Here is a 21,141-nt window from a genome sequence, read left to right on the forward strand (position 1 = left end):
TATTGGATATATGTTTTGAATAGAATTTTATTACTTATAATTTGGCTTTCTCTGGGGTTAGTCGGTTGTGCGCAAACACCAGATGAACCGTCAAAACAAATTACCTCTAACAATATTATTGATCATATTGATGTTGACAGTGATAGTAATGGCGTTTATGACCCTTTGGAGGGGTTTAACCGTGCTATGTGGGATCTTAATTACAACTATTTAGATCCGTATATCGCTCGCCCTGTTTCATTGGCTTATGTCGATTATACGCCAACCCCTGTTCGTAAAGGCATCATGAATTTTTTATCAAATTTAGATGAGCCTGCAAGTATGGTTAATAGCTTGCTATCACTAAATGGTAAAGCTGCCGTCACCCATTTTAATCGTTTTTGGATCAACACAGTCTTTGGGTTGGGTGGTTTAATTGATATCGCATCAGCTGCCGACATTAATAAACCAGAATCACGCCGTTTTGATGATACGTTAGGTTATTACGGCGTCCCGAATGGACCATACATCATGATCCCTGGCTATGGTCCAGCAACAATGCGTGGATTTACAGATACTGTTGATACATATTATCCGATGCTGAGTTTTCTTAATATTTGGCAGGGGGTTGGTAAGTGGCTATTTGAAGGTATGGAAGATCGTGCAGCTTTGGTTAAACAAGAAGCTATGCTTGATAATTCACCAGATCCTTATGTTTTCACACGTGATGCTTATATTCAACATAAAGACTTTATCGCCAGTGATGGCAAAGTTGATCAAGAGCAACAAGCAGATAGTTTTGATGATAGTTATCTTGATGAAATTGATGATCAGTAACATTCGTTGATAAAAAAGACCTCCAATAAGGAGGTCTTTTTATATGTTGTATTGTTTATAGCTAGATTGTTTTTCTAAATAAATTTTACTTTACTTAGAAACGGTAGCTTGCTTGGACACCGGCTAACCACACATCACCAGATGTTGTTCCAGCAAATTGTCCAAACATTGGATGCTCTTTGTCTTTTTCAAGCATGTATGCTTTCTTTGCATAAACGTAGGTAAGGCCTGCATCTAATGTCAAATTCTTAGACCATTGGTAACCCGCACCAAGACTTAACCAAGTACGATCTGTTTCTGGAATGGTTTGAGTTCTGTGGGCTTCATCAACTGCAGCCATGTCATAGGCAATACCAGAGCGAAGTGCTAACTTTTCTGTTGCTTGATAAGTGGTACCAATAGCAAAGCGGTAGTTATCTTTCCAATTCTCATCTTTAATATGCTCTACATTTTCGGGCATATTTGGAATACTTGCTTGTAGCTTTTTAAAGCTGCTCCAATCTGTCCAGTTAATGCTAGCGTGAACTGACCACTGGTCATTTAACTGATGGAAACTTGCAATTTCAGCTGATGCTGGTAACTCAAGAGGTAAAGAACCTGCATATTGTGTTAATGGCATTTTGCCTTGAATTGCATAAGCTTTGTCATAAGCAATACCATTTGCATGTCCAGTTAGATTTAGTTTAACTGCTGAATGGTAGCTTACACCAATACGGTTACTAGGGGTGATTTGCCATGCTGCACCAGCTTGCCAACCCCAAGCGTTATCTTCACCTTCCATGTATTTTAGAGGCAGTCCACCTAAAGGTTTTGGTAATGCTGCGCCAAAGTGACCTTTCGCAATTATGTAGCGAACGCCTGCGCCAACGCTAAATTGATCATTGATTTTGTAACCAAGGTTAGGATTGATCTCAACGGTGTGGACTTCTGCTTGATTACCAAATTGTGAACCTAAAAAGTCAGTGCCCAAGTCTGTACGCATACCAAAGTTTGTACCAAATGCTAGGCCTAATGTTGCTTTATCGTTTAACTGACCTGAAACGTAGAAGTTTGGAATGACAGCACTATTTGCGATGTCATCAGCTTGAGTATTAAAGCTACCTCCAGGTGTAGTTGCAGTACCTTTAACATCAATGTTTGGGTCAACGTAAATTGCACCTACTGATATTTGCGTACCTTCAAGGTAGGTCAGCATTGCAGGGTTACGGAATTGGGTGCTGGCATTATCAGCCATTGCTGCTTCACCAGCAAATGCGCGGCCTAAACCTGTTGCTGAATATTCAGCCAATTGGAATCCTGCTGCTAGGGCGTTAGAGCTCATGCCTAATGCTAGTGCAGCAGTTAAAGATAATGTAATTTTATTTTTATTCATCATTTCTATATTAATCGCTAATTGTTCGCTGAAACTAAGTCGCGAATAATACCCTTAACAATTAATAACGTGACGATTTATCGCTATGAATTCTCATTATCGAATTAATATTCTATTAAATTTACCATTTTAGATTTATATCCGTTATTTTTTGTTCGTAGTGTTCTGGTCTGATCTGTTTTCAGCGTACACATGTACCAGTGATTGCACTTTGTTGGTTGCTATTTGTACAGATATTGGACATGTAGAGTGAATAAATGAAAGAAAAGCGGGGTTGAAATGATGGAGAAAAGATCAAAAAAGGAGCCAAATGGCTCCTTTTTATCATTTTAGCGATCAAGTGTACGCTGAAATTAGAATGAACGGCTGTATTGTAGACCGTACAACCATGCGTTAGCACGGGTTGTTGCTGTTAAAGCACCATCTGCTTCGTTAGCTTTCACATCTTCTCCAATTAAGTAAGTTAGGCCAAAGTCGATGGTTGATTTACTGTCTAGGTGATAGCTAAAGCCGCCAGATAGCCAGTTACGATCTGAGTCTGGTACAGAAATTGATGTTTTCTTATCTTGCGCACTTGTGTCATGCATGTAGCCCGCACGCAGTGTCCAATCGTTGTTTAGGTAGTAAGTACCACCGATAGAGTAGTGCCAACCATCTTGCCAGTTGTAATCGTTAATTAGTGTTCCACCAGATGTTTCTAGTTTGTCGAACTCACTCCAACGGATCCATTGAATGCTGTAGTGAACCGCAAATTTATCGTTTAGTTTATTGAAACCAGAAAACTCAGCCATATCAGGTAATGGCATTAGCAATTTTTCGTTGCTAAGATCTTCAACTCTAAATGTTTTAGCATTTAGTTTGTGCATATCACCTTTAGCTTTTAATGTTGGGCTGTAACGGTAAGATAAGCCAAAGCGGTTGTTCTGATCTAATTCGTAGATTGTACCTAGGTTAAAGCCTAGCGCTACACCATCGGCATCAATGTTAGCCGCATCTCGGTTTGGCCCTAACATATCACGACCGCGTTCAAGTTTACCGCTACCGTAAATTACATCTAAACCACCACCAATACTGAATTGTTGGTTTACGCGGTAAGCTGCACTTAGGCCCAAGTTCATACTTTTCACATCAGTGATGCCACCGAATAGGTCGGCAGTATAACCTTTGTTAAATTCAGTTTTAGTACCGAAGTTTGAGTAAAGTGAAGCACCTACAGCGAATTTATCGTTAATAGGCTGAATGTAATAAATGTTTGGCGCATAACTTGTACCACCAATTGATGCATCTTCAAGACGATTTCCTGCAAAAGCAGCATCTTTAACTTTTATGTCAGTATCAATGGCAATAACACCAAGAGACAGTGCAGGTGCATCAAATAGCGTCATTGAGGCAGCGTTTTTTGCCATTGTTGATGCGTTGTCTGCAATAACACCGTCACCTGAAAATGCACGGCCAAGACCGGTTGCAGATTGTGCGTTTAGTTGAAATCCTGCCGCCATAGATTGTGAAGAGGCTAAAGCGATCGCAGCAGTAATAACTGAACGAGTGAAAATTTGCTTCTTATTCATGCTTAGAATAATTCCTAATTATATATATTATTGTTTTTTATTAGCCTATGTTGGCTAATTTGCGACGATTGTAGGGGGTGTACTGACTTAATCAAATCTGACCAGTGTGATGTTTAAGTGAAAATACGTTTTAACGAAATTTATAGTGATTTTGGTATCAAATATAGTTGTTTTTGGTTGTTTTAACGACAAATTTCAGAGGTAAAAAAACGGCAACATAGCATGTGTTACCGTTATAAGAAGGGCTAAAAGTCAGTAGGAATATTAGATTTCCCAGCTAAGGTCATTCTTAATTTTACTCGCAACAGGCATTAAGTTTTGACCCTTATCGCCAACAATAATTAAACTTGCCTCTCTGATTGGTACGACTAGACTTTCGTTATTATTGTCTGTTGAGTTAGAAATAGTATGGCTAAGGGTTGGAACAACAAATACCGTGACTTTACCCTGTGGTGTATCCATCACCATATGTAATGAGCGTTTACCATCAAAGCCACAATAGTTCACATAATAAATGTGTCCTGGTAAATCTTTCATTTCCGTTCCAAAAGGTTGCAGTTTGGCATTTACTTGCTGCAATGTTGCTTTTTCATCAATGTTATCGACAAATTTTGCTTCATAAGAAACATGTTCAAGCGCGACATTGGCAAGATTATTGAACGGTACCTGTTGGCTTGGTAAAAAGTTCATTTGCCCCACAAATAGACCAAAAGCGAAAGCAACAGAGGCTGCTAGGCCATAAGACCAATAGCTATTAATTCCTTGCTTTTTTGTTTCTTCGCCGGCTTGATGAAATAAAATTTTATCAGCCAGATCATCGGGTACATCTACTTTTAGCACTTGTTCTAATTGCATATCAAGTTGTTGTAATTCATCAGCAAACTTTTTATTAGCCGCTGATTGATGTTTACATGCAGTCACGGTGGGATCATTATCATGTGGATCAGCTAATAATCTCCGTCTAAATTCTAGTTCATCCATTCTGATTCCCCCTTTTTGACTCTTTACTTTCAAGTTGCTCTTTTAATTGGTTACGGGCTCGAAACAAGCGAGTCATCACTGTATTTCGGTTTAGTTCAAGAATCTCTGCAATTTCATCACCATTAAAGCCAGCCATGACTTGTAAAATGAGTGGTTCTCTATACTCTGGCGCTAAATTCATGATTAAACGCTGAAGCATATGTTGCTCAGTATCCATTTCAACGCTTGGTGTAGAATCTGCAATGGTATGCTCATCAATATCAACCAGATCAAATTGCTTTCTCTCAAACCGACGTGCATTTTCACGCCTAAGTATGGTAATCAACCATGCCTTTGCGGCTTTATCATCTTGTAGGCTATCAAGGGAGCGCCATGCACGTAAGCATGTTTCTTGTACCAAATCTTCAGCAATATGCTGATCGTGGCACAACCAATATGCGTAACGGTAGAGATCCCGATGCCAAGCCCTAACAAGGGCCTCGTATCTTCGTTGTTTGTCCATATCTAAAGAGACCGAGGGATCGTGTTTTTTCTTACCAAAAAAATTTTTGAACATGGCAATATCCGTCGTTGTCCTTACGAAAAATCTTATGAATAGAGAAAGTAATAAGGTGTTTACCTTTCTTTTTTATAATTAAGCTGATAATTCACACTAAAATTGATCTGGTTCAAAATTTGATTCCGGCAGCGCGTTATAGTGACTGCGTCATCTGATAGCGAGATGGTGGGTTATTAAACCGGCTATTGTAATGCTATCTGTTGAGCAAGATGACAACTTCCTTTTGAAGGCTGACTTTACTTTCTCTTATCAGGTTTTCCTGATTTTGCAATTAGCTTAATGCTGATTGACTTATTCATTACGCAGATTGCTTTCCGCGTGAATTATAACCATACCTTATAAGGTATGGTTTTTTTTTGCCTATCTTTCTCTGTTTACCTTCTAGTTTTATATCTTTTTTAACTCTCTCTCTAATTATCTGCATTTTACCGCTTAATATCGTTTTAAAACTGAGAGGATAGATCACAATCTTTGACACTTCTCCCGTAAAATTTAAACACTTGATTGAATTTGGTAACATTTAGCTTACAATTGGGAGGTCTGACCTCTAGTGCACGGTGTGCCGAACGGCTTACTGTAAGCCAAATTATCAAAAGGAGTTGCGATGACACGTCTCCAAAATCTTACTACTCGTCAAGGGGAACGTATTGCCGTTGTTAGCGGTTTACGTACACCATTTGCTCGTCAAGCTACCGCTTTCGATGGTGTTCCTGCTTTGGATCTCGGAAAGCTGGTTGTCAATGATATGCTACAAACGCTTGATTTTGATCCGATGCTCATTGAGCAAGTGGTGTTTGGGCAAGTGGTTCAAATGCCAGAAGCGCCAAATATCGCGCGTGAAATCGTCCTCGGTACTGGTATGAACATTCATACAGATGCTTACAGTGTTACCCGTGCCTGTGCCACAAGTTTTCAAGCTGCTGCTAACGTTGCTGAGAGTATTATCTCAGGCACTATCGATATTGGTATTGCAGGTGGTGCTGATTCATCATCGGTATTACCTATTGGTGTGAGTAAAAAAATGGCAGCGACTTTGCTTGCACTTAGTAAAGCGAAAACCATGTCAAAACGGCTTAAGTTATTAAGTTTGCTTAGTATGAAAGATTTAATGCCTGTGCCGCCTGCCGTTGCTGAATATTCAACAGGATTAAGCATGGGACAGACCGCAGAGCAGATGGCAAAAACACATAGTATTAGTCGTGAAGATCAAGATGCACTAGCTCACCGTTCACATACATTAGCGGCACAAGCATGGCGAGATGGTTTGATCCGTGATGAAGTGATGACGGCATTCCCACAACCTTATCGCCAGTGGATAGATAAAGACAACAACATTCGTGAAGAATCGACTCTTGAATCTTATGCCAAATTACGACCAGCCTTTGATCGTAAATATGGATCAGTAACAGCAGCAAATGCGACGCCATTAACGGATGGCGCAGCCGCAATACTGATGATGCGAGAAGGGCGAGCTAAGGAATTAGGACTAACACCATTAGGGTATATTCGTTCCTACGCGTTTTCCGCAATAGGGGTTGAAAGCGATATGCTGATGGGACCTTCTTACGCGACGCCTGTTGCACTGGAACGTGCAGGTTTAAACTTATCCGATCTTACCTTGATTGATATGCATGAGGCTTTTGCTGCCCAAACATTAGCAAATTTAAAAATGTTTGCTTCTACTAAGTTTGCGCGTGAAAAGTTAGGCCGTATTGATGCGATTGGTGAAGTTGATATGGATAAATTCAATGTATTAGGTGGCTCATTAGCTTATGGACATCCATTTGCAGCAACAGGCGCACGTATGATCACCCAAACGCTACGTGAATTAAAACGCCGTGGTGGTGGTTTTGCATTAAATACAGCATGTGCAGCTGGTGGTTTAGGTGCGGCAATGATTTTGGAGGCTGAATAATGACACAATCTGCATTTAGTTTATCGTACAGTGATAATGGTGTTGCTTGGCTAAAAATTGATGTGCCAAATGAGAAAATGAACACCTTACAAGCTGAGTTTTCAGAGCAAATAACTTCAGTGCTCGCAGAGCTTAAAGCACGTTCAGATATTAAAGGGCTTGTTGTTCATTCTGGGAAGCCTGATAACTTTGTCGCTGGCGCTGATATTCGTATGTTATCAGCCTGTGAAACAGCACAAGAAGCGCAAGCCTTAGCGAAAAATGGACAGATTTTATTTTCACAGTTAGAGCAACTGCCTTTTCATGTGGTTGCAGCAATTCACGGCCCATGTTTAGGGGGCGGCTTAGAGCTTGCTCTTGCTTGTCATAGCCGAGTTTGTAGTGATGATGATAAAACCCGATTAGGATTACCAGAAGTACAATTGGGGTTACTCCCTGGCTCAGGAGGTACACAGCGTTTACCTCGTTTGATTGGCGTAGCTAACGCGCTTGATATGATTTTATCGGGTAAGCAATTACGCGCGAAAAAAGCGGTGAAATTGGGGGTGATTGATCAAGTTGTCCCTGAGAGCATTTTATTAAATGTTGCCGAGCAAATGGCTCTATCGCCCAAACCTAGCCGCAAATCATCCATGCAAAATTGGGCATTGGGCGGAAATCCATTAGGTCGCTCTGTTGTGTTTGATCAAGCGGCGAAAAAAGCACATGAGAAAACACGTGGTAATTATCCTGCCGTCGATGCCATTTTAGAAGTTGTGAAATATGGCTTACAACATGGGATGGAAAAAGGGTTAGAACAAGAGGCTAAAGTATTTGGTGAATTAGTGATGTCACCAGAATCCGCCGCGCTTCGTAGTATCTTTTTTGCCACAACAGCAATGAAAAAAGAAACGGGTTCAGAGGCTGAGCCATTAACTGTCGAACGAGTCGCTGTATTGGGTGGCGGTTTAATGGGCGGTGGTATTAGCCATGTTACAGCAACGAAAGCGGGTTATCCGGTACGGATCAAAGATATCAGTAATGATGGTATCCAAAATGCGCTAGCCTACAATTTCAAGCTACTTGAGAAAAAACGTAAGCGTAAAATTATCTCGAAAGCCACATTACAAAAACAAATGCTAACTATGACAGGTGGGACTGATTTTACTGGTTTTAATCAGGCCGATGTAGTGATTGAAGCAGTATTTGAAGATTTAGCACTCAAACATCAAATGGTAAAAGATGTTGAAGAGCATGCTAAGCCCAATACTATATTTGCCACTAATACATCCTCATTGCCGATCAATCAAATAGCACAAGCGGCAGAACATCCTGAGAATGTTGTCGGTCTTCACTATTTTAGCCCAGTAGAAAAAATGCCATTAGTTGAGGTGATTCCACATCAAGGCACGGAAACGGGAAGTGGAACATCAGAAGAGACGATTGCAACGGTTGTAGCCTTGGCGAAAAAACAAGGTAAAACCCCGATAGTGGTCGGCGATAAAGCAGGCTTTTACGTTAATCGTATACTAGCGCCTTACATGAATGAAGCGGCGCGCGTGCTTCTCAGTGGTGAGCCGATTGAGCACATAGATAGAGCCCTACTTAACTTTGGTTTCCCTGTTGGGCCAATCACATTATTAGATGAAGTTGGTGTTGATGTTGGCGCGAAGATAAGCCCTATTCTGTTAGCTGAACTAGGTGATCGATTTGAAGCGCCAGATGTGTTTGATTTATTGCTGAAGGATGATCGCAAGGGACGTAAAAGCGGTAAAGGTTTTTATCGTTATAATACCAAGAAAAAAGAAGTCGATAAGTCAGTTTATAAGCTGCTTGAGCTGGAACCAAAGATTAAGGAATCTGAAACTGAAATCGCGGTTCGTTGTAGTTTAATGATGCTGAATGAAGCTGCAAGATGTTTAGATGAAGGCGTGATCCGTTCGGCAAGAGATGGCGATATTGGTGCTATTTTCGGTATCGGTTTTCCACCGTTCTTAGGCGGGCCGTTCCGTTATATGGATCATATTGGAATAACGCGTGTTGTTGATATGCTAAACGAGTACACAGATAAGTATGGTGATCGTTTTAAACCGTGCGAGCGATTACTTGATATGGCTAAAGAAGAGAAAACTTTTTATTAGCCAATAGATTAATTAAAAAACCGATGAGCTTAGGCCATCGGTTTTTTTTGATATTCAATAAAGCCTTAATTCTCTTAATAAATATTATTAATCAAATAGATAGGTTTTAATTTGATGTTCTGACTTTAGTAATAGTATGGGTGATAAATGTTATATACAACGAATGATAATAGACAAAAAGCCATATTTAACATTTAGTTGTAAATATGGCTCGTTATTTAGACGGTTGTCTTAATTGTTATATGAGACAAGTCATGTCAGCTTAATAAGCATTATCTTGAAATTCTTTCACTGATTCAATTGGTTGACCTATCTCTAAAGGTGCGTAATCACTATGCGCTTTGCCTTTGTAATACATGACTAATCTATTCGCTGTTCTTGGTTTAATAGTATCAACAACAAATTTGATCATATCTACACGCTCTAACTGTTTTAGCGCATCAACAACACGCTGACGTTGTTGGAAAGTCTCATCTTTATTGCCGATACTTACCCAAAAACGTTGAGCGCGAGATCGTAAATTAGTATCTGGCTCTGAAATTTGAGCAATTAAACCTTGCTTACTGTCTTGCCATTGCGCTTCATTCAATTCGAGCAATACGAGTGCAAAAGCATTGGTAAAATCATCAATTGCCTCTGATAAGTAACTTGGATCGGCAACAGGTGATTGAATATATAAGATCAACCCTGGATGACGATTAAGCGGCAGATTGGCCGTGCCTACCATATAACCCAGTTGTTGTTTTGTACGTAACTCATGGAAGAACGTGGTAGACATTAAATGATTAGCTAACGTATAAATCGCAATTTGCTCAGGTGTAGTTTCCTGAGATTGGTAATACATTAAGATTGCTGAATCTTCATGATTACAATCTAACTCATACGTTAATGTGCCTGCATTGTCTAAATGTACTAGCGGACGTTGTGATTCACCATATAGTTGGTCAGTCACTCGGAATGCATCTTTTAATATTTCAGCTAATGCTAATGCATCTTTTTTTAGCCAATTGCCATAAACAAAGGCATCAATATGCAGCTCTGCAAACATTTCATCAACAAAGCCCGGTAACTCTTCTAACTCGATTGATTCTAACGCTTCAATCATGACAGGATAGGGCGGATTATTAGGTTGAAGTAATCCTGTTAGCTGATTAAACAATTGTGAAATAGGTTTATCTTCTGCAGCGTTACGCCAATTACGCAGCATTTGTGCTTTGATATTGGTAAAGCGATCTTTATCAAATGTTCGTCCGGCAAAGCGCTCAAGTATCAGCTTCATAAGCAAAGGTTGTTTTTCACTAAAGCCAGATAACTGAAGCGTCACTCCCCCTTGGTGAGCATAAAGATTATAAGACATACCTGCTATTTCAGCGGGATAAGCGGTCTCATTTATCGCTTCTAATAGCATTTCAACACAAAGGCGAGTTTTAACGATATTTCGTGGTGAGCTCACTGCGTGTGGGCTATCAATAGCAACATAAACAATACCTTTAGGAACACGGAAATCATATTCTTGTTTATGCCATAAACGAAACCCTGGTAAATCTTGAATTAACTGAGGAGGTAATTCTGAGCCAGACTCAAGTGGTAAAGGCTCAAAATTATCACAAAGATAAATGTTACGCTCGGGTAGTGTTAACTCAGGATCCAGTTCAATATCTTGCCATAACGCTTTTTGTTCCGCGGTAAATGGTGTTACTGAGTAAGGCGTGTCATACCATTGAGCGGTGCGATCATAATGACCACCTTGAGCAACTAAGGTTAATCGCATATTGGTTGGCTCAAGATAATCTAAGATCTGCTCGATTAAGGTATGATCGTATTGCTCCATCATATAATCACCGTAGATGATATCTTCCGGTTTATAATGCAACAGATTTAAAACCAAATAACTGACAGTATCTAATGGACGGCTTTTTTCTTGATAGCGGAAAGCCATTTCAAGTACAGCTTTCTTCTCTTGTTGTCGCCATTGAGCTAAGCCATGTAGCTTGATGAGTTTAAGGCACTGAAAAACGCTAGTGACTATCTCGTCAATGTGATCTTGACCTTTCGGTGTTAAATTCAAACCTACGGTAAACTCTCTGAAATTACTACCGCTAACGCCACCACCGGCGGTTAAGGTGTTAATAAAGCCTCGTTTTTTGAGAACTGACATCAAACTACCTTGACCTTCATTGCCTAATAAATGGGCAATATAAGATAAGGGTTTCGCAGTATAAAACTCATCTACACATGGCAGAGAAAATGAAAGCGTTAACTTTCGTAGCTCTTTTATCGGTTCAATTTGAATAAATTGTTGTTGTTCTTTTTCGGTAACAAACGGCGTAGTAAGCGGTGTTTTTACTACATCTGTTTTGGGAATATGGCTAAAAAAGTCATTCGTGAATTGTTCTAATTCATCTAATGACTGGGGGCCTAATAAGACTAAGCCCATTACATCCGCAGAATAATGTTCATGATAAAAAGCTAATAAATCATCCCGTACGGATTTGCCATCACGATCGTCTAGTGTCGTAAGATCACCGACTGAAAACTTAGCAAAAGGGTGCTCTGGATTAATGGTTTCTTTTTGTACTTGATAAAGGCGGCGGACATCATCTTTTATTTTTAATTTATATTCAGAATCAACGGCTTGTCTTTCCTTGTCAACAGCTTCTTCATTAAATAATGGTGCAGTAAAAAACTGCCCAAAACGATCTAATCCCTCTTCAAAAGCATGAGGGCTAACTTCGAAGAAAAACGTCGTGTTTTCTGTTCCCGTCCATGCATTGTTACTCCCGCCACTACGATTGATGAAGGTTTGAAATTCCCCAACACGCGGATATTTTTCTGTACCGAGAAACAGCATATGTTCGAGAAAGTGTGCCATACCTTGACGATCAATAGGATCATCAAAATGGCCAATTTCGACGGATAAGGCAGCAGCGGAGCGAGGCGCTTCAGCATCATGAACCAGCAATACGCGTAGTTCATTCGCTAAAGTAAGATAGCGATACTGCTTGTGATCATTTGGGCTTGTATGCACAGGAAGAGCCTATTTTTAAAGGAGAATTGGATCAATTATGACCTCCAATACACAGACTGGCAAACTGATAGTTAACTTTATTTACGTAGTTATGAACGCGATATGAAAACCTAACGTCAAGACTTAATCCTATTTTACGAAATGATTTGTTCAGGTTGGCTAACCTTGTCACGGATTCGTTATCAAATTTGCTTAAGGAGTATGCGATATGAAAAGGAGTTGCTAGCATGATAGAGAGATACGTTGAAAAAAATGCATTAGCATGTCAATTAGTAATAAAATAAGCCTCATTATCACAACTAATTGAACGACCTGTTTAACGAAGAGAAACGGAAACTTATGCGAATTTATATTATGCGTCACGGTGAAGCTGAAAATTTTGCGGCGAGTGATGCAGAGCGCCCGTTGACAGAGCGCGGTTCACGTCAATCAAAACAGATGGCTGAAATGCTAGCCCAGCAATTAAATCAACCATTAGATACTGTACTGGTGAGCACGTATTTACGCGCGCAGCAAACATGGCAATGTATGGAAAGTGTATTACCGGGTGTTGCAAATGTTCAAGTGAGTGATGAGATCACCCCTTATGGTGATGCTGCAACGGTAGTCGATTATTTAAAAGCAATGATTGGGGTTGAAAAGCCACAATCGGTACTATTAGTTTCACATTTACCTCTTGTGGGATATTTAACCTCAGAGCTGGTGGTAGGCATACAGCCCCTTATGTTTAGTACTTCGGCCATTGCTGCGATTGATTACGATCCTGACATGGATAGTGCAGAGTTGGTTTGGCAAAACGTACCACAATAATATGGCTTTGGTGACAGACAATAGGTAAGTGCTGGTTATGGTAAAAGTAGCGTTAATTTCTTTTCTCACTTCGATATTGCTAATGGGCTGCGCTTCTACTGCTGAGCCGATACGTATTTCAGCAAATGGTATGATCAAATGGTCTGATGGAAGAAAAGAAGGCATGCATGTATCGAGTACGGGAAGTACATTAACCTTTGCTAATTATTCCAATGCGATCGGTGAAGGGCCTATTCGTATTTTTGCGCGTATTGATAGTGCACGAAATGATGACTGTGAATACTTTTACGATGAAACAGTGATTAAACGACGTTTAAAAATATGCGCCACTGGAGAAGTGACGCTATTTAATCACGGTAAAGTAGTGAAGGTTGGGCATATAGTAAAACCGAGCTATTAAAATAGAACAACCGAGTAAGTGATATTGCGATGCGCATCTTGCTTACTCTATGTTCTTTTATCTTTCAGGTATTTCGATAAGCACGAGTAGTGCACCATTCCCACCAAATTCAAGGGGAGCTTGGTGAAAAGCGAGTACATCCGGATGTTGAGCTAACCACATCGGCGCTTTTTGTTTCAAAATATGCTTTCCGATACCGTGCATCACACACGCACAAGACACATTCTCTTTAATACAGGCCGCAATCATAGCGGCGAGTTCTCGCTTAGCTTCTTGTTGCGTCATGCCATGCATATCTAAATAAATGTCAGGTACGTAAACACCACGACGTAACTTTTTTACTTCATACTTAGAAACGCCGTCGCGCGCATATTGCACTGGGCCATTTTCATTAAGATGAGGCTCAAACTCATCTGAGAAATAAAATTCATGGTTTTGACTTTCTTTACCCATGACTTTTGCTTTATCAGCTTTTGTTTTCTGTTTGCGTGGCGCAATTATGGTATCATGCGAAAACTTTTTTACGCCTTTTATCGCATCTTTGAAGAGAGCCATCTCTTCATCAAGGTTTGGATCTTTTTTACTCATAATGAAATTCCAACAACTATATAGCGGTAATGTCGCGTTTTTCGGAGGCTATTTTGGATAAGATTTTTGTCGACGAAGCTGTCAACGAACTTCATACATTGCAAGACATGTTACGTTGGACGGTAAGTCGTTTCAATGCCGCAGGTCTATTTTATGGTCACGGTACCGATAATGCGTGGGATGAAGCGGTTCAGCTTGTTCTTCCTACATTGTATTTACCGTTAGATGTTCCACCTGAAGTTCGAGATTCTCGTTTAACTCGTAGTGAGCGTCAGAGTATTGTTGAGCGCGTTATTCGCCGTATCGACGATCGTACACCCGTATCATACCTAACAAATATTGCTTATTTCTGTGGTATGGAATTCTTCGTTGATGAGCGTGTTCTTATTCCACGTTCTCCGATTGGCGAATTGATTGAAAACCGTTTTGAGCCACTTTTAAACCAAGAGCCTACACGTATTATGGACTTATGTACGGGTAGTGGTTGTATTGGTATTGCGTGTGCACACATGTTCCCAGAAGCGGAAGTGGATATCGTTGATATTTCACCTGAAGCACTGGCTGTTGCTGAGCAGAATATCGCTGATCACGGCTTAGAGCAACAAGTGATCCCACTTCGTTCTGATTTGCTTCGTGATGTACCAAAAGATAAGTACGACTTTATCGTGTCTAATCCACCGTATGTGGATCAAGAAGATATGGATAGTCTACCTGATGAGTTCCGTCACGAGCCTGAACTCGGTCTTGCGGCAGGGTTTGATGGTTTAGATTTAGTGCGTCGTATTTTAGCGAATGCACCCGATTATCTAAAAGATGACGGCTTCCTGATCTGTGAAGTGGGTAACTCCATGATCCACATGGAAGATCAATATCCTCATATTCCATTCACATGGTTAGAGTTTGAAAATGGTGGTCATGGTGTGTTTTTGTTAACACGTGATCAGCTTGTTGATTGTGCAGATGATTTTGCGGCTTTTCGCGACTAATTAAAGCGCAGTTAAACACGATTAAGAAAAACGGCATGATGGTTACTTTCTCAGTACCATCATGCCGTTTTTATATGTCACTCAGTGGTTATTATGCTTGCTGCGCTTGTTTTTCTTTCAGAGCATTCATCACAGTGGTTTTATGATCTAAGTAATCATTAAGTCCTGCTCGGCGCAAATCACAAGATGGGCAATCACCACAACCGTCACCAATAATACCGTTATAGCAAGTCAGTGTTTTTTCACGAACATAGTCTAGTTTTTCGTATTGATCTGCTAGCGCCCATGTTTCTGCTTTATTTAGCCACATTAATGGTGTTGCAATCGTTAATGGGCGATCCATCCCTAGCACTAATGATTGGTTTAATGACTTTACAAATTCATCACGGCAATCAGGGTAGCCAGAAAAGTCAGTTTCACATACACCAGTGATAACGGTTTCAGCACCAATTTGGTAGGCGTAAATACCTGCCAAGGTTAAAAATAGAATATTACGACCAGGAACAAAGGAGTTCGGTAATCCGTTTTCTTGTAGTTCATGAGAGACGGCAATATTGTCACGTGTTAGTGAGCTAATGGCTAATTCATTTAATAAACCGACATCCATTACTTTATGTGCTTTTACGCCAAGATCTTTGGCAATAGCTTCTGCCACTTCAATCTCTAATTTATGGCGTTGGCCATAATCAAATGTTATACAGTGCACTTCATCGTAATGCGCTAGAGCTTGAATAAGGCACGTAGTCGAATCTTGACCGCCACTGAAAACAACAACTGCTTTTGACATTTAAGTGTTCCTTTTTTGAAAAATTACCGAGAAACAGTCGGTAGATAGACATTCTTTAGAACGTCTATCTATGCTAACTCAGCTGATGTCCGCTGCAAAGTTTTAGATGTAATAGACGAAAAAAAGCCGCACATAAAGTACGGCAAAATAACGTATCGCGTTTAAAGATTATCCAAGTTAAGGCAGTACTTGGTTTATCAACGTTCAACGTACACAGACACAAAGTTTAAAAGAGAGGGGGAGGCGCTGTGGCTAACCTCCCCAAGGGGTTGTTCATTTAAGCGTGATACTTACCATTGACCGAATTTTTCCAATTGTTCTAACTGTTCGGTATATGCTGATAAATCGCCAATATTTTCGCTGATCCATTCTGGATTGTAGTAGGTATCAAGGTAACGCTCGCCACTATCACATAACAGCGTAACGATAGAGCCTGTTTCGCCACGTTGTTTCATTTCGGCTGCGATTTGTAGAACACCAAATAGGTTTGTACCTGTTGATGCACCGGCTTTACGGCCAATAATTTTTTCTAACCAGTGAACAGTGGCAACACTTGCTGCATCTGGGATCTTACGCATTTCATTGATCACATCAGGAATAAAGCTTGGCTCAACTCGAGGACGACCAATACCTTCAATACGGCTGCCTGTGTTGCCAGTAATCGTATTATCACGCTGCATAAAGTAGTCGTGGAATACTGAGTTCTCTGGATCAACCACACACAGTTGTGTTGGTTGCATTTGGTAACGAATATAACGACCAATTGTTGCTGATGTACCACCAGTACCAGGGCTCATTACAATCCAACTTGGGATAGGGAAGCGCTCTAACTTCATTTGATCAAAAATACTGTTAGCGATGTTGTTATTACCACGCCAGTCGGTAGCACGTTCAGCATAGGTAAATTGATCCATGTAATGACCATTTAACTCTTTTGCTAAACGGCGAGATTCGTCATAAATTGCAGCAGGAGAGTCAACAAAATGGGCGCTACCACCATAAAATTTAATTTGTTCTATTTTTTTACACGCTGTTTTACGTGGTACGACAGCAATAAATGGTAATCCAAGTAAACGTGCAAAATACGCTTCAGAAACGGCGGTACTACCTGATGATGATTCAATGATCGGTGTACCTTCTTTAATCCAGCCGTTACATAATGCGTATAGGAATAATGAACGAGCAAGACGATGCTTTAAGCTTCCTGTTGGATGCGTGCTTTCATCTTTAAGATAAATATCAATACCGTCTAGGCTAGGTAACTCTAATTTAATTAAGTGGGTATCTGCTGAGCGTTGGTAATCAGCATCAATTTTACGAATGGCGTTATTAACCCATTGATTGTTTAGTTGTTGTGTCATAGCGTGACTCCACTGTATTGATTTTATTATTGTTGTTGTCTTTATGTTGACTGCTTAACAATTATATTACCAAGTTATAGGGAAAAGTCTTTGCTTTGTTTTGCAATAAAACGATAAAATTTAGAAAATTTTTCTATTTTATTGTTTACTGGTGGTATGGGATGTCAAGTTTGGATGCTGTAGATAGAACATTACTGCGTTTGTTGCAACAAGACGCAACGCTAGCGTTATCGGAATTAGCTGAAGCTGTTAATTTAACGACCACGCCATGCTGGAAAAGGTTAAAGCGTTTAGAAGAAGACGGCATATTGCGCCAACGTGTAGCACTATTAGATGCTGCAAAACTTGGATTGTCATTTATAGCATTTGTGCAGATTAAAACTAGTAATCATTCTAAGGATTGGTATAACGGTTTTGTTCATGCGGTTGAAGAGTTTCCTGAGGTGATGGAATTCTACCGTATGGCGGGCGATTACGATTACATGATGAAAGTACAAGTAGCAGATATGCAGGCTTTTGATCTGTTTTATAAGAAATTGGTGAACAGCATTGAGGGACTGACGAATGTAACATCGACATTTGCAATGGAACCCCTTAAGTACACCACTGCATTGCCTGTATAGGTTATATAATCAAGGCAGCTACTATTTATTACTAGTGGCTGCCTTGATTGCGTTAACCTTTAGACGATAGGTTTATCGTTGACGGATCAAGCCTTCTTGTACTGCCGATGCAACGAGTTCACCTTTTTGGTTATAAATCTCACCACGAACAATACCGCGAGAGCCACTCGCCGATGGGCTATCAATAGCGTAAAGCAGCCATTCATCCATCTTAAATGGACGATGGAACCACATTGAATGGTCAATGGTTGCTACTTGCATATTCGGGCTAAATAACGTCACACCATGTGGATGCATTGATGTGACAAGAAAGCCCCAATCAGATGCATACGCTAATAGGTAGTGATGGATATTAAGATCTTCTGGCATTGTGCCATTGGCTTTAATCCATAAATATTGTTTAGGTTCAGCAACGGTTGGCTTTAATGGATTAATGACAGTTACTGGACGAACTTCAACTGGGCGTTTCTTACCAAAGGTTTCCACTATTTTAGGTGGTAGATATTGCGCAATGGCATCAACAAGTTGAGTTTCAGATGCTAAACCTTCAGGTCCTGCTACATTGGGCATTGTTGATTGGTGGTTAAATCCTTCTTCATTTGCTTGGTAAGAAGCCGTTAAGAAAAAGATAGGCTCACCATTCTGAATTGCTTTTACACGACGAGTACTAAAGCTTTTACCATCACGTAATTTTTCTACATCATAAATAATTGGTTTTTCAGAATTACCAGGACGTAAAAAATAACTATGAAAGGAGTGTAAGTAACGTTCTTTTTCCACCGTCTGCTTAGCTGCGGATAAGGACTGCCCAATCACTTGTCCACCATAAACTTGCGGTAGACCAAGGTTTTCACTTTGACCTCTAAAAAGATCAAGTTCGAGTTGTTCTAACTGTAGAAGATTGAGAAGTTCATTCAGTTCTTTACTCATCTAAGCACCATTAATTATGTTACTATCAGTACGATTTAGGGAAATCAAGTTCAAATAGAGATTGGATTGGTTTTATTATATTTGAGCTTTATAGCAATATAGATTAGGGATTAATAGAGAAGAATATGAAAAATTCTTTTGCATGGTTTGGGATTTTGATTGCGGCATTAGTGATCACGGCTTGTACTAACTTCATGCCGACCGATAGTAATGTTGGAACATTAAGTGGAACAGTAAGTTATCGTGAGCGTGTAGTGTTACCGAATAATGCACGCATTATTGTGTCATTGGTTGAACAGTCTACTCTAGCTGATCATGGTGCAAGTAAAGTTATCAGCCAACATTCATTTTTAGCAGAAGGTGAGCAGCCACCTGTTTCTTTCACGTTGAATTATGTGAAAAGTAAATTAGAGCCAGATACCTTATATCGTGTGATTGCTAAGATTGAAATCAATGATGAAGTGTTGTTCAGTAATCAATCAACAGTAGATTTAAGTATTGAACCGTTAAAAACGACACACCTAGATATTCCATTAGTGAAAGTGTAATCCAACCGTTTTATACAATATTAGTAATGCCCGATTTATTCTATTTCTTTTCATTAAAATAAGATGGTCGGGCATTTTGTTATTCAGGGTAGCCATCCCAACGATATGCTTTAAGGCTTACTCGTCCTTGTTCCGTTACAATAATCCCTTCATTACGCAATGCTTCTATTTGACGAGCTCTACCGTCACCACATAATGAGATTGTTCCTTGGCTATTAATAACACGGTGCCACGGCAACGCAGAACCTTGGGGAAGGTTCGAGAGTAAGCGGCCTACCTGACGTGCATAGCCAGGAAATCCTGAAAATTTAGCAATATCACCATAGGTCGATATTTTACCAATAGGTATTTGATACACTTGGCTGTAGATTTGCCGAGAAAAATCGTCCATATTTATAATTAGAGATAAAACCCCATCTTTTCTTAAACAACAGGATAACGCAAGGAGGTGTTGCCATGTTGTATAAAACACTACTAATCATTGTCACTTTGTTATTGACCGTATTAGGGGTTAATGCCTTGGCGCATAGCCAGGGAGAGTTACCTATTCTTGCCCTTGCGATCCCTGCATTATGGCTGCTACCTCAGGGCGGTGTTGCTGCATGGCTATTATTGTTTGGACTAGGTGCATTTGGTTATGTATTGCCTGAACAACCTGTCGCGTTGTCTGTCAGCTTATTTATGATGTTACCGATTTTGATGATTTGCACATCGCCGAAGGGATGTTGGCAACTAGGTTCACTGATGATCTCTATTGTATTAGCTATGAATGCAGGTTTAATGGCATTACAAGCGGAGGGTAAACTGCCGGGCTCTATTGGTGCGACTGTTATTCAAATTATTGGTATTGCCATTATTTGGTTTGCCGCAAGAAGTTGGCGGCCTGTTGAAGGTAATACGTGGTGGGCACTTTTACTCGTGGTTCCCTTGTGGGTTGGTGGTATGGAGCATGCCGCATTATTGGCTTTAAGTATTACCGGTATTATTGCCGCACTTCAGTCTTTAAATAAATTACATCTTGATGAATGGATCCCTAAATTGGCATGTGTATTACCTGCTGTTGGTTTTGCCACGTTAGTCATCATGCCGCAATTTGATGTTGCGAATCCGATATTAGTTTCTTGGTTACTTGTATTGGGTGGTGGGCTACTTGGTGAATCGTTATTAGAAGATCCCGAGGAAGAAGAGTAAGTTAAATAAACCAAGGTGATGGTTTTATTTTCAACATCTTAGTGTTTGGATAAATAATGCACACTTAAACGATTGTTGTTATATAACAACTTGCAATATCGATGCGCTTAATAGATAATCCTCTTCGTTCTCGCAAGAGACAAAGAATCTATGGAGGCCCCCATTGGTCCTCCCGCAACACTAACTTGTGAACTCGGCCAGGCCCGGAAGGGAGCAACCGCAGCAGGCGATGTGTGTGCCGGGATGTGGCTGGTGGGGGCTTCCACCCATCTGCTATTCTTGTTGTTTGCACCATACCTCTGCATAATTCTACTTTCTCACTGCATAACTTGCACCATACCTCTGCATAACCTATTTTTGTTGTAGTTTAGCTACAAAAAAGAGCGTTGTTATGTACAGGCGAAATCTAAGACATTCCCGCGTTAAAAACATCTTCAAATTTGTTAGCTCTAAGATGAATAAGGTCTTAACTGTTGAATCAAGATTAGAGTTTGATACTTGTTTCCATCTTGAATATTCGCCAGATATTTCTTTTATAGAAGCATAGCCAGAGGCTCC

Annotated in this window: 19 protein-coding genes and 1 other RNA gene; 10 read left to right on the plus strand and 10 right to left on the minus strand. The window is 40.1% G+C overall.

Annotated features, from left to right (window positions below):
* Positions 1 to 15: 15 nt before the first annotated feature.
* Positions 16 to 816 carry an MlaA family lipoprotein gene (locus tag CTN01_RS01265; protein ID WP_045148084.1) on the plus strand — a complete coding sequence of 267 codons (801 nt, stop codon included), beginning with the start codon at positions 16 to 18 and terminating at the stop codon, positions 814 to 816.
* Between the two features lie 94 nt (positions 817 to 910).
* Here CTN01_RS01265 and CTN01_RS01270 read toward each other — a convergent pair whose 3' ends face one another.
* From CTN01_RS01270 to CTN01_RS01285, 4 genes are all read right to left on the minus strand, one after another.
* The gene (locus tag CTN01_RS01270; protein WP_045148086.1) at positions 911 to 2,188 is read right to left on the minus strand and encodes an outer membrane protein transport protein; all 1,278 of its coding nucleotides are present in this window, start codon (positions 2,186 to 2,188) and stop codon (positions 911 to 913) included.
* A gap of 353 nt (positions 2,189 to 2,541) precedes the next feature.
* The gene (locus CTN01_RS01275; RefSeq protein WP_045148087.1) at positions 2,542 to 3,756 is read right to left on the minus strand and encodes an outer membrane protein transport protein; all 1,215 of its coding nucleotides are present in this window, start codon (positions 3,754 to 3,756) and stop codon (positions 2,542 to 2,544) included.
* A 264-nt stretch (positions 3,757 to 4,020) separates the two neighbouring features.
* Entirely contained in the window at positions 4,021 to 4,737 is a 717-nt protein-coding gene (locus CTN01_RS01280) for a DUF3379 family protein (RefSeq protein ID WP_045148089.1), read from the minus strand.
* A complete protein-coding gene (locus CTN01_RS01285; protein WP_045148090.1) occupies positions 4,730 to 5,293 on the minus strand; it encodes a sigma-70 family RNA polymerase sigma factor in 564 nt (187 codons plus the stop codon). The genes CTN01_RS01280 and CTN01_RS01285 overlap by 8 nt, the downstream gene beginning before the upstream one ends.
* Positions 5,294 to 5,900: 607 nt before the next feature.
* Here CTN01_RS01285 and fadI point away from each other — a divergent pair.
* Positions 5,901 to 7,211, plus strand: a complete 1,311-nt coding sequence (gene fadI, locus CTN01_RS01295; RefSeq protein ID WP_045148093.1) for an acetyl-CoA C-acyltransferase FadI — start codon at positions 5,901 to 5,903, stop codon at positions 7,209 to 7,211.
* Positions 7,211 to 9,331 carry a fatty acid oxidation complex subunit alpha FadJ gene (fadJ, locus tag CTN01_RS01300; RefSeq protein WP_045148095.1) on the plus strand — a complete coding sequence of 707 codons (2,121 nt, stop codon included), beginning with the start codon at positions 7,211 to 7,213 and terminating at the stop codon, positions 9,329 to 9,331. The genes fadI and fadJ overlap by 1 nt, the downstream gene beginning before the upstream one ends.
* 262 nt (positions 9,332 to 9,593) lie before the next feature.
* Here fadJ and CTN01_RS01305 read toward each other — a convergent pair whose 3' ends face one another.
* Positions 9,594 to 12,359, minus strand: coding sequence for an insulinase family protein (locus tag CTN01_RS01305; RefSeq protein ID WP_045148096.1), 2,766 nt, complete (start codon positions 12,357 to 12,359; stop codon positions 9,594 to 9,596).
* A gap of 339 nt (positions 12,360 to 12,698) precedes the next feature.
* On the opposite strand from CTN01_RS01305, the gene sixA reads away from it, so the two are divergent.
* Both sixA and CTN01_RS01315 read left to right on the plus strand, forming a co-directional pair.
* On the plus strand, positions 12,699 to 13,169 hold the full coding sequence (sixA, locus tag CTN01_RS01310; protein ID WP_045148097.1) for a phosphohistidine phosphatase SixA: 471 nt from the start codon (positions 12,699 to 12,701) through the stop codon (positions 13,167 to 13,169).
* Between the two features lie 37 nt (positions 13,170 to 13,206).
* Positions 13,207 to 13,569, plus strand: coding sequence for a hypothetical protein (locus CTN01_RS01315; protein ID WP_230626854.1), 363 nt, complete (start codon positions 13,207 to 13,209; stop codon positions 13,567 to 13,569).
* Between the two features lie 57 nt (positions 13,570 to 13,626).
* Here CTN01_RS01315 and smrB read toward each other — a convergent pair whose 3' ends face one another.
* A complete protein-coding gene (gene smrB / locus CTN01_RS01320) occupies positions 13,627 to 14,157 on the minus strand; it encodes an endonuclease SmrB (RefSeq protein ID WP_045148099.1) in 531 nt (176 codons plus the stop codon).
* Between the two features lie 53 nt (positions 14,158 to 14,210).
* Between smrB and prmB the strand changes: the two genes are divergently transcribed.
* Positions 14,211 to 15,143: a 50S ribosomal protein L3 N(5)-glutamine methyltransferase gene (gene prmB / locus CTN01_RS01325; protein WP_005370403.1), complete on the plus strand. Its 933-nt coding sequence runs from the start codon at positions 14,211 to 14,213 to the stop codon at positions 15,141 to 15,143.
* Positions 15,144 to 15,234: 91 nt separating this feature from the next.
* Here prmB and queC read toward each other — a convergent pair whose 3' ends face one another.
* Together queC and CTN01_RS01335 are read right to left on the minus strand one after the other, a co-directional pair.
* Positions 15,235 to 15,930, minus strand: coding sequence for a 7-cyano-7-deazaguanine synthase QueC (gene queC / locus CTN01_RS01330; protein WP_045148100.1), 696 nt, complete (start codon positions 15,928 to 15,930; stop codon positions 15,235 to 15,237).
* 290 nt (positions 15,931 to 16,220) lie between these two features.
* A complete protein-coding gene (locus tag CTN01_RS01335; RefSeq protein ID WP_045148102.1) occupies positions 16,221 to 17,291 on the minus strand; it encodes a PLP-dependent cysteine synthase family protein in 1,071 nt (356 codons plus the stop codon).
* A gap of 161 nt (positions 17,292 to 17,452) precedes the next feature.
* Between CTN01_RS01335 and CTN01_RS01340 the strand changes: the two genes are divergently transcribed.
* Positions 17,453 to 17,914 (plus strand): Lrp/AsnC family transcriptional regulator, encoded by a 462-nt coding sequence (locus tag CTN01_RS01340; protein WP_045082735.1) that lies wholly within the window; start codon positions 17,453 to 17,455, stop codon positions 17,912 to 17,914.
* A gap of 72 nt (positions 17,915 to 17,986) precedes the next feature.
* On the opposite strand, the gene tesB is transcribed toward CTN01_RS01340, so the two are convergent.
* Positions 17,987 to 18,844: an acyl-CoA thioesterase II gene (gene tesB, locus CTN01_RS01345; protein WP_045082734.1), complete on the minus strand. Its 858-nt coding sequence runs from the start codon at positions 18,842 to 18,844 to the stop codon at positions 17,987 to 17,989.
* A gap of 125 nt (positions 18,845 to 18,969) precedes the next feature.
* Between tesB and CTN01_RS01350 the strand changes: the two genes are divergently transcribed.
* Positions 18,970 to 19,392, plus strand: coding sequence for a YbaY family lipoprotein (locus tag CTN01_RS01350; RefSeq protein WP_045148103.1), 423 nt, complete (start codon positions 18,970 to 18,972; stop codon positions 19,390 to 19,392).
* A gap of 79 nt (positions 19,393 to 19,471) precedes the next feature.
* On the opposite strand, the gene CTN01_RS01355 is transcribed toward CTN01_RS01350, so the two are convergent.
* On the minus strand, positions 19,472 to 19,783 hold the full coding sequence (locus tag CTN01_RS01355; protein WP_045148105.1) for an MGMT family protein: 312 nt from the start codon (positions 19,781 to 19,783) through the stop codon (positions 19,472 to 19,474).
* Between the two features lie 65 nt (positions 19,784 to 19,848).
* Between CTN01_RS01355 and CTN01_RS01360 the strand changes: the two genes are divergently transcribed.
* The gene (locus CTN01_RS01360; RefSeq protein WP_045148106.1) at positions 19,849 to 20,583 is read left to right on the plus strand and encodes a VP0952 family biofilm-associated protein; all 735 of its coding nucleotides are present in this window, start codon (positions 19,849 to 19,851) and stop codon (positions 20,581 to 20,583) included.
* A 161-nt stretch (positions 20,584 to 20,744) separates the two neighbouring features.
* Positions 20,745 to 20,841: signal recognition particle sRNA small type (ffs, locus tag CTN01_RS01365), an RNA gene on the plus strand.
* Positions 20,842 to 21,141 lie beyond the last annotated feature (300 nt).

Origin of the sequence: Photobacterium angustum, from assembly GCF_003026365.1 — a bacterium.
Taxonomy (GTDB): domain Bacteria; phylum Pseudomonadota; class Gammaproteobacteria; order Enterobacterales; family Vibrionaceae; genus Photobacterium; species Photobacterium angustum.

Coding starts and splice junctions, on each gene's coding strand:
- CTN01_RS01270 (WP_045148086.1), bottom strand. CDS start 2,188: ATGAATAAAAATAAAATTACATTATCTTTAACTGCTGCACTAGCATTA.
- CTN01_RS01275 (WP_045148087.1), bottom strand. CDS start 3,756: ATGAATAAGAAGCAAATTTTCACTCGTTCAGTTATTACTGCTGCGATC.
- CTN01_RS01280 (WP_045148089.1), bottom strand. CDS start 4,737: ATGGATGAACTAGAATTTAGACGGAGATTATTAGCTGATCCACATGAT.
- CTN01_RS01285 (WP_045148090.1), bottom strand. CDS start 5,293: ATGTTCAAAAATTTTTTTGGTAAGAAAAAACACGATCCCTCGGTCTCT.
- fadI (WP_045148093.1), top strand. CDS start 5,901: ATGACACGTCTCCAAAATCTTACTACTCGTCAAGGGGAACGTATTGCC.
- fadJ (WP_045148095.1), top strand. CDS start 7,211: ATGACACAATCTGCATTTAGTTTATCGTACAGTGATAATGGTGTTGCT.
- sixA (WP_045148097.1), top strand. CDS start 12,699: ATGCGAATTTATATTATGCGTCACGGTGAAGCTGAAAATTTTGCGGCG.
- CTN01_RS01315 (WP_230626854.1), top strand. CDS start 13,207: ATGGTAAAAGTAGCGTTAATTTCTTTTCTCACTTCGATATTGCTAATG.
- smrB (WP_045148099.1), bottom strand. CDS start 14,157: ATGAGTAAAAAAGATCCAAACCTTGATGAAGAGATGGCTCTCTTCAAA.
- queC (WP_045148100.1), bottom strand. CDS start 15,930: ATGTCAAAAGCAGTTGTTGTTTTCAGTGGCGGTCAAGATTCGACTACG.
- CTN01_RS01335 (WP_045148102.1), bottom strand. CDS start 17,291: ATGACACAACAACTAAACAATCAATGGGTTAATAACGCCATTCGTAAA.
- CTN01_RS01340 (WP_045082735.1), top strand. CDS start 17,453: ATGTCAAGTTTGGATGCTGTAGATAGAACATTACTGCGTTTGTTGCAA.
- tesB (WP_045082734.1), bottom strand. CDS start 18,844: ATGAGTAAAGAACTGAATGAACTTCTCAATCTTCTACAGTTAGAACAA.
- CTN01_RS01350 (WP_045148103.1), top strand. CDS start 18,970: ATGAAAAATTCTTTTGCATGGTTTGGGATTTTGATTGCGGCATTAGTG.
- CTN01_RS01355 (WP_045148105.1), bottom strand. CDS start 19,783: ATGGACGATTTTTCTCGGCAAATCTACAGCCAAGTGTATCAAATACCT.
- CTN01_RS01360 (WP_045148106.1), top strand. CDS start 19,849: ATGTTGTATAAAACACTACTAATCATTGTCACTTTGTTATTGACCGTA.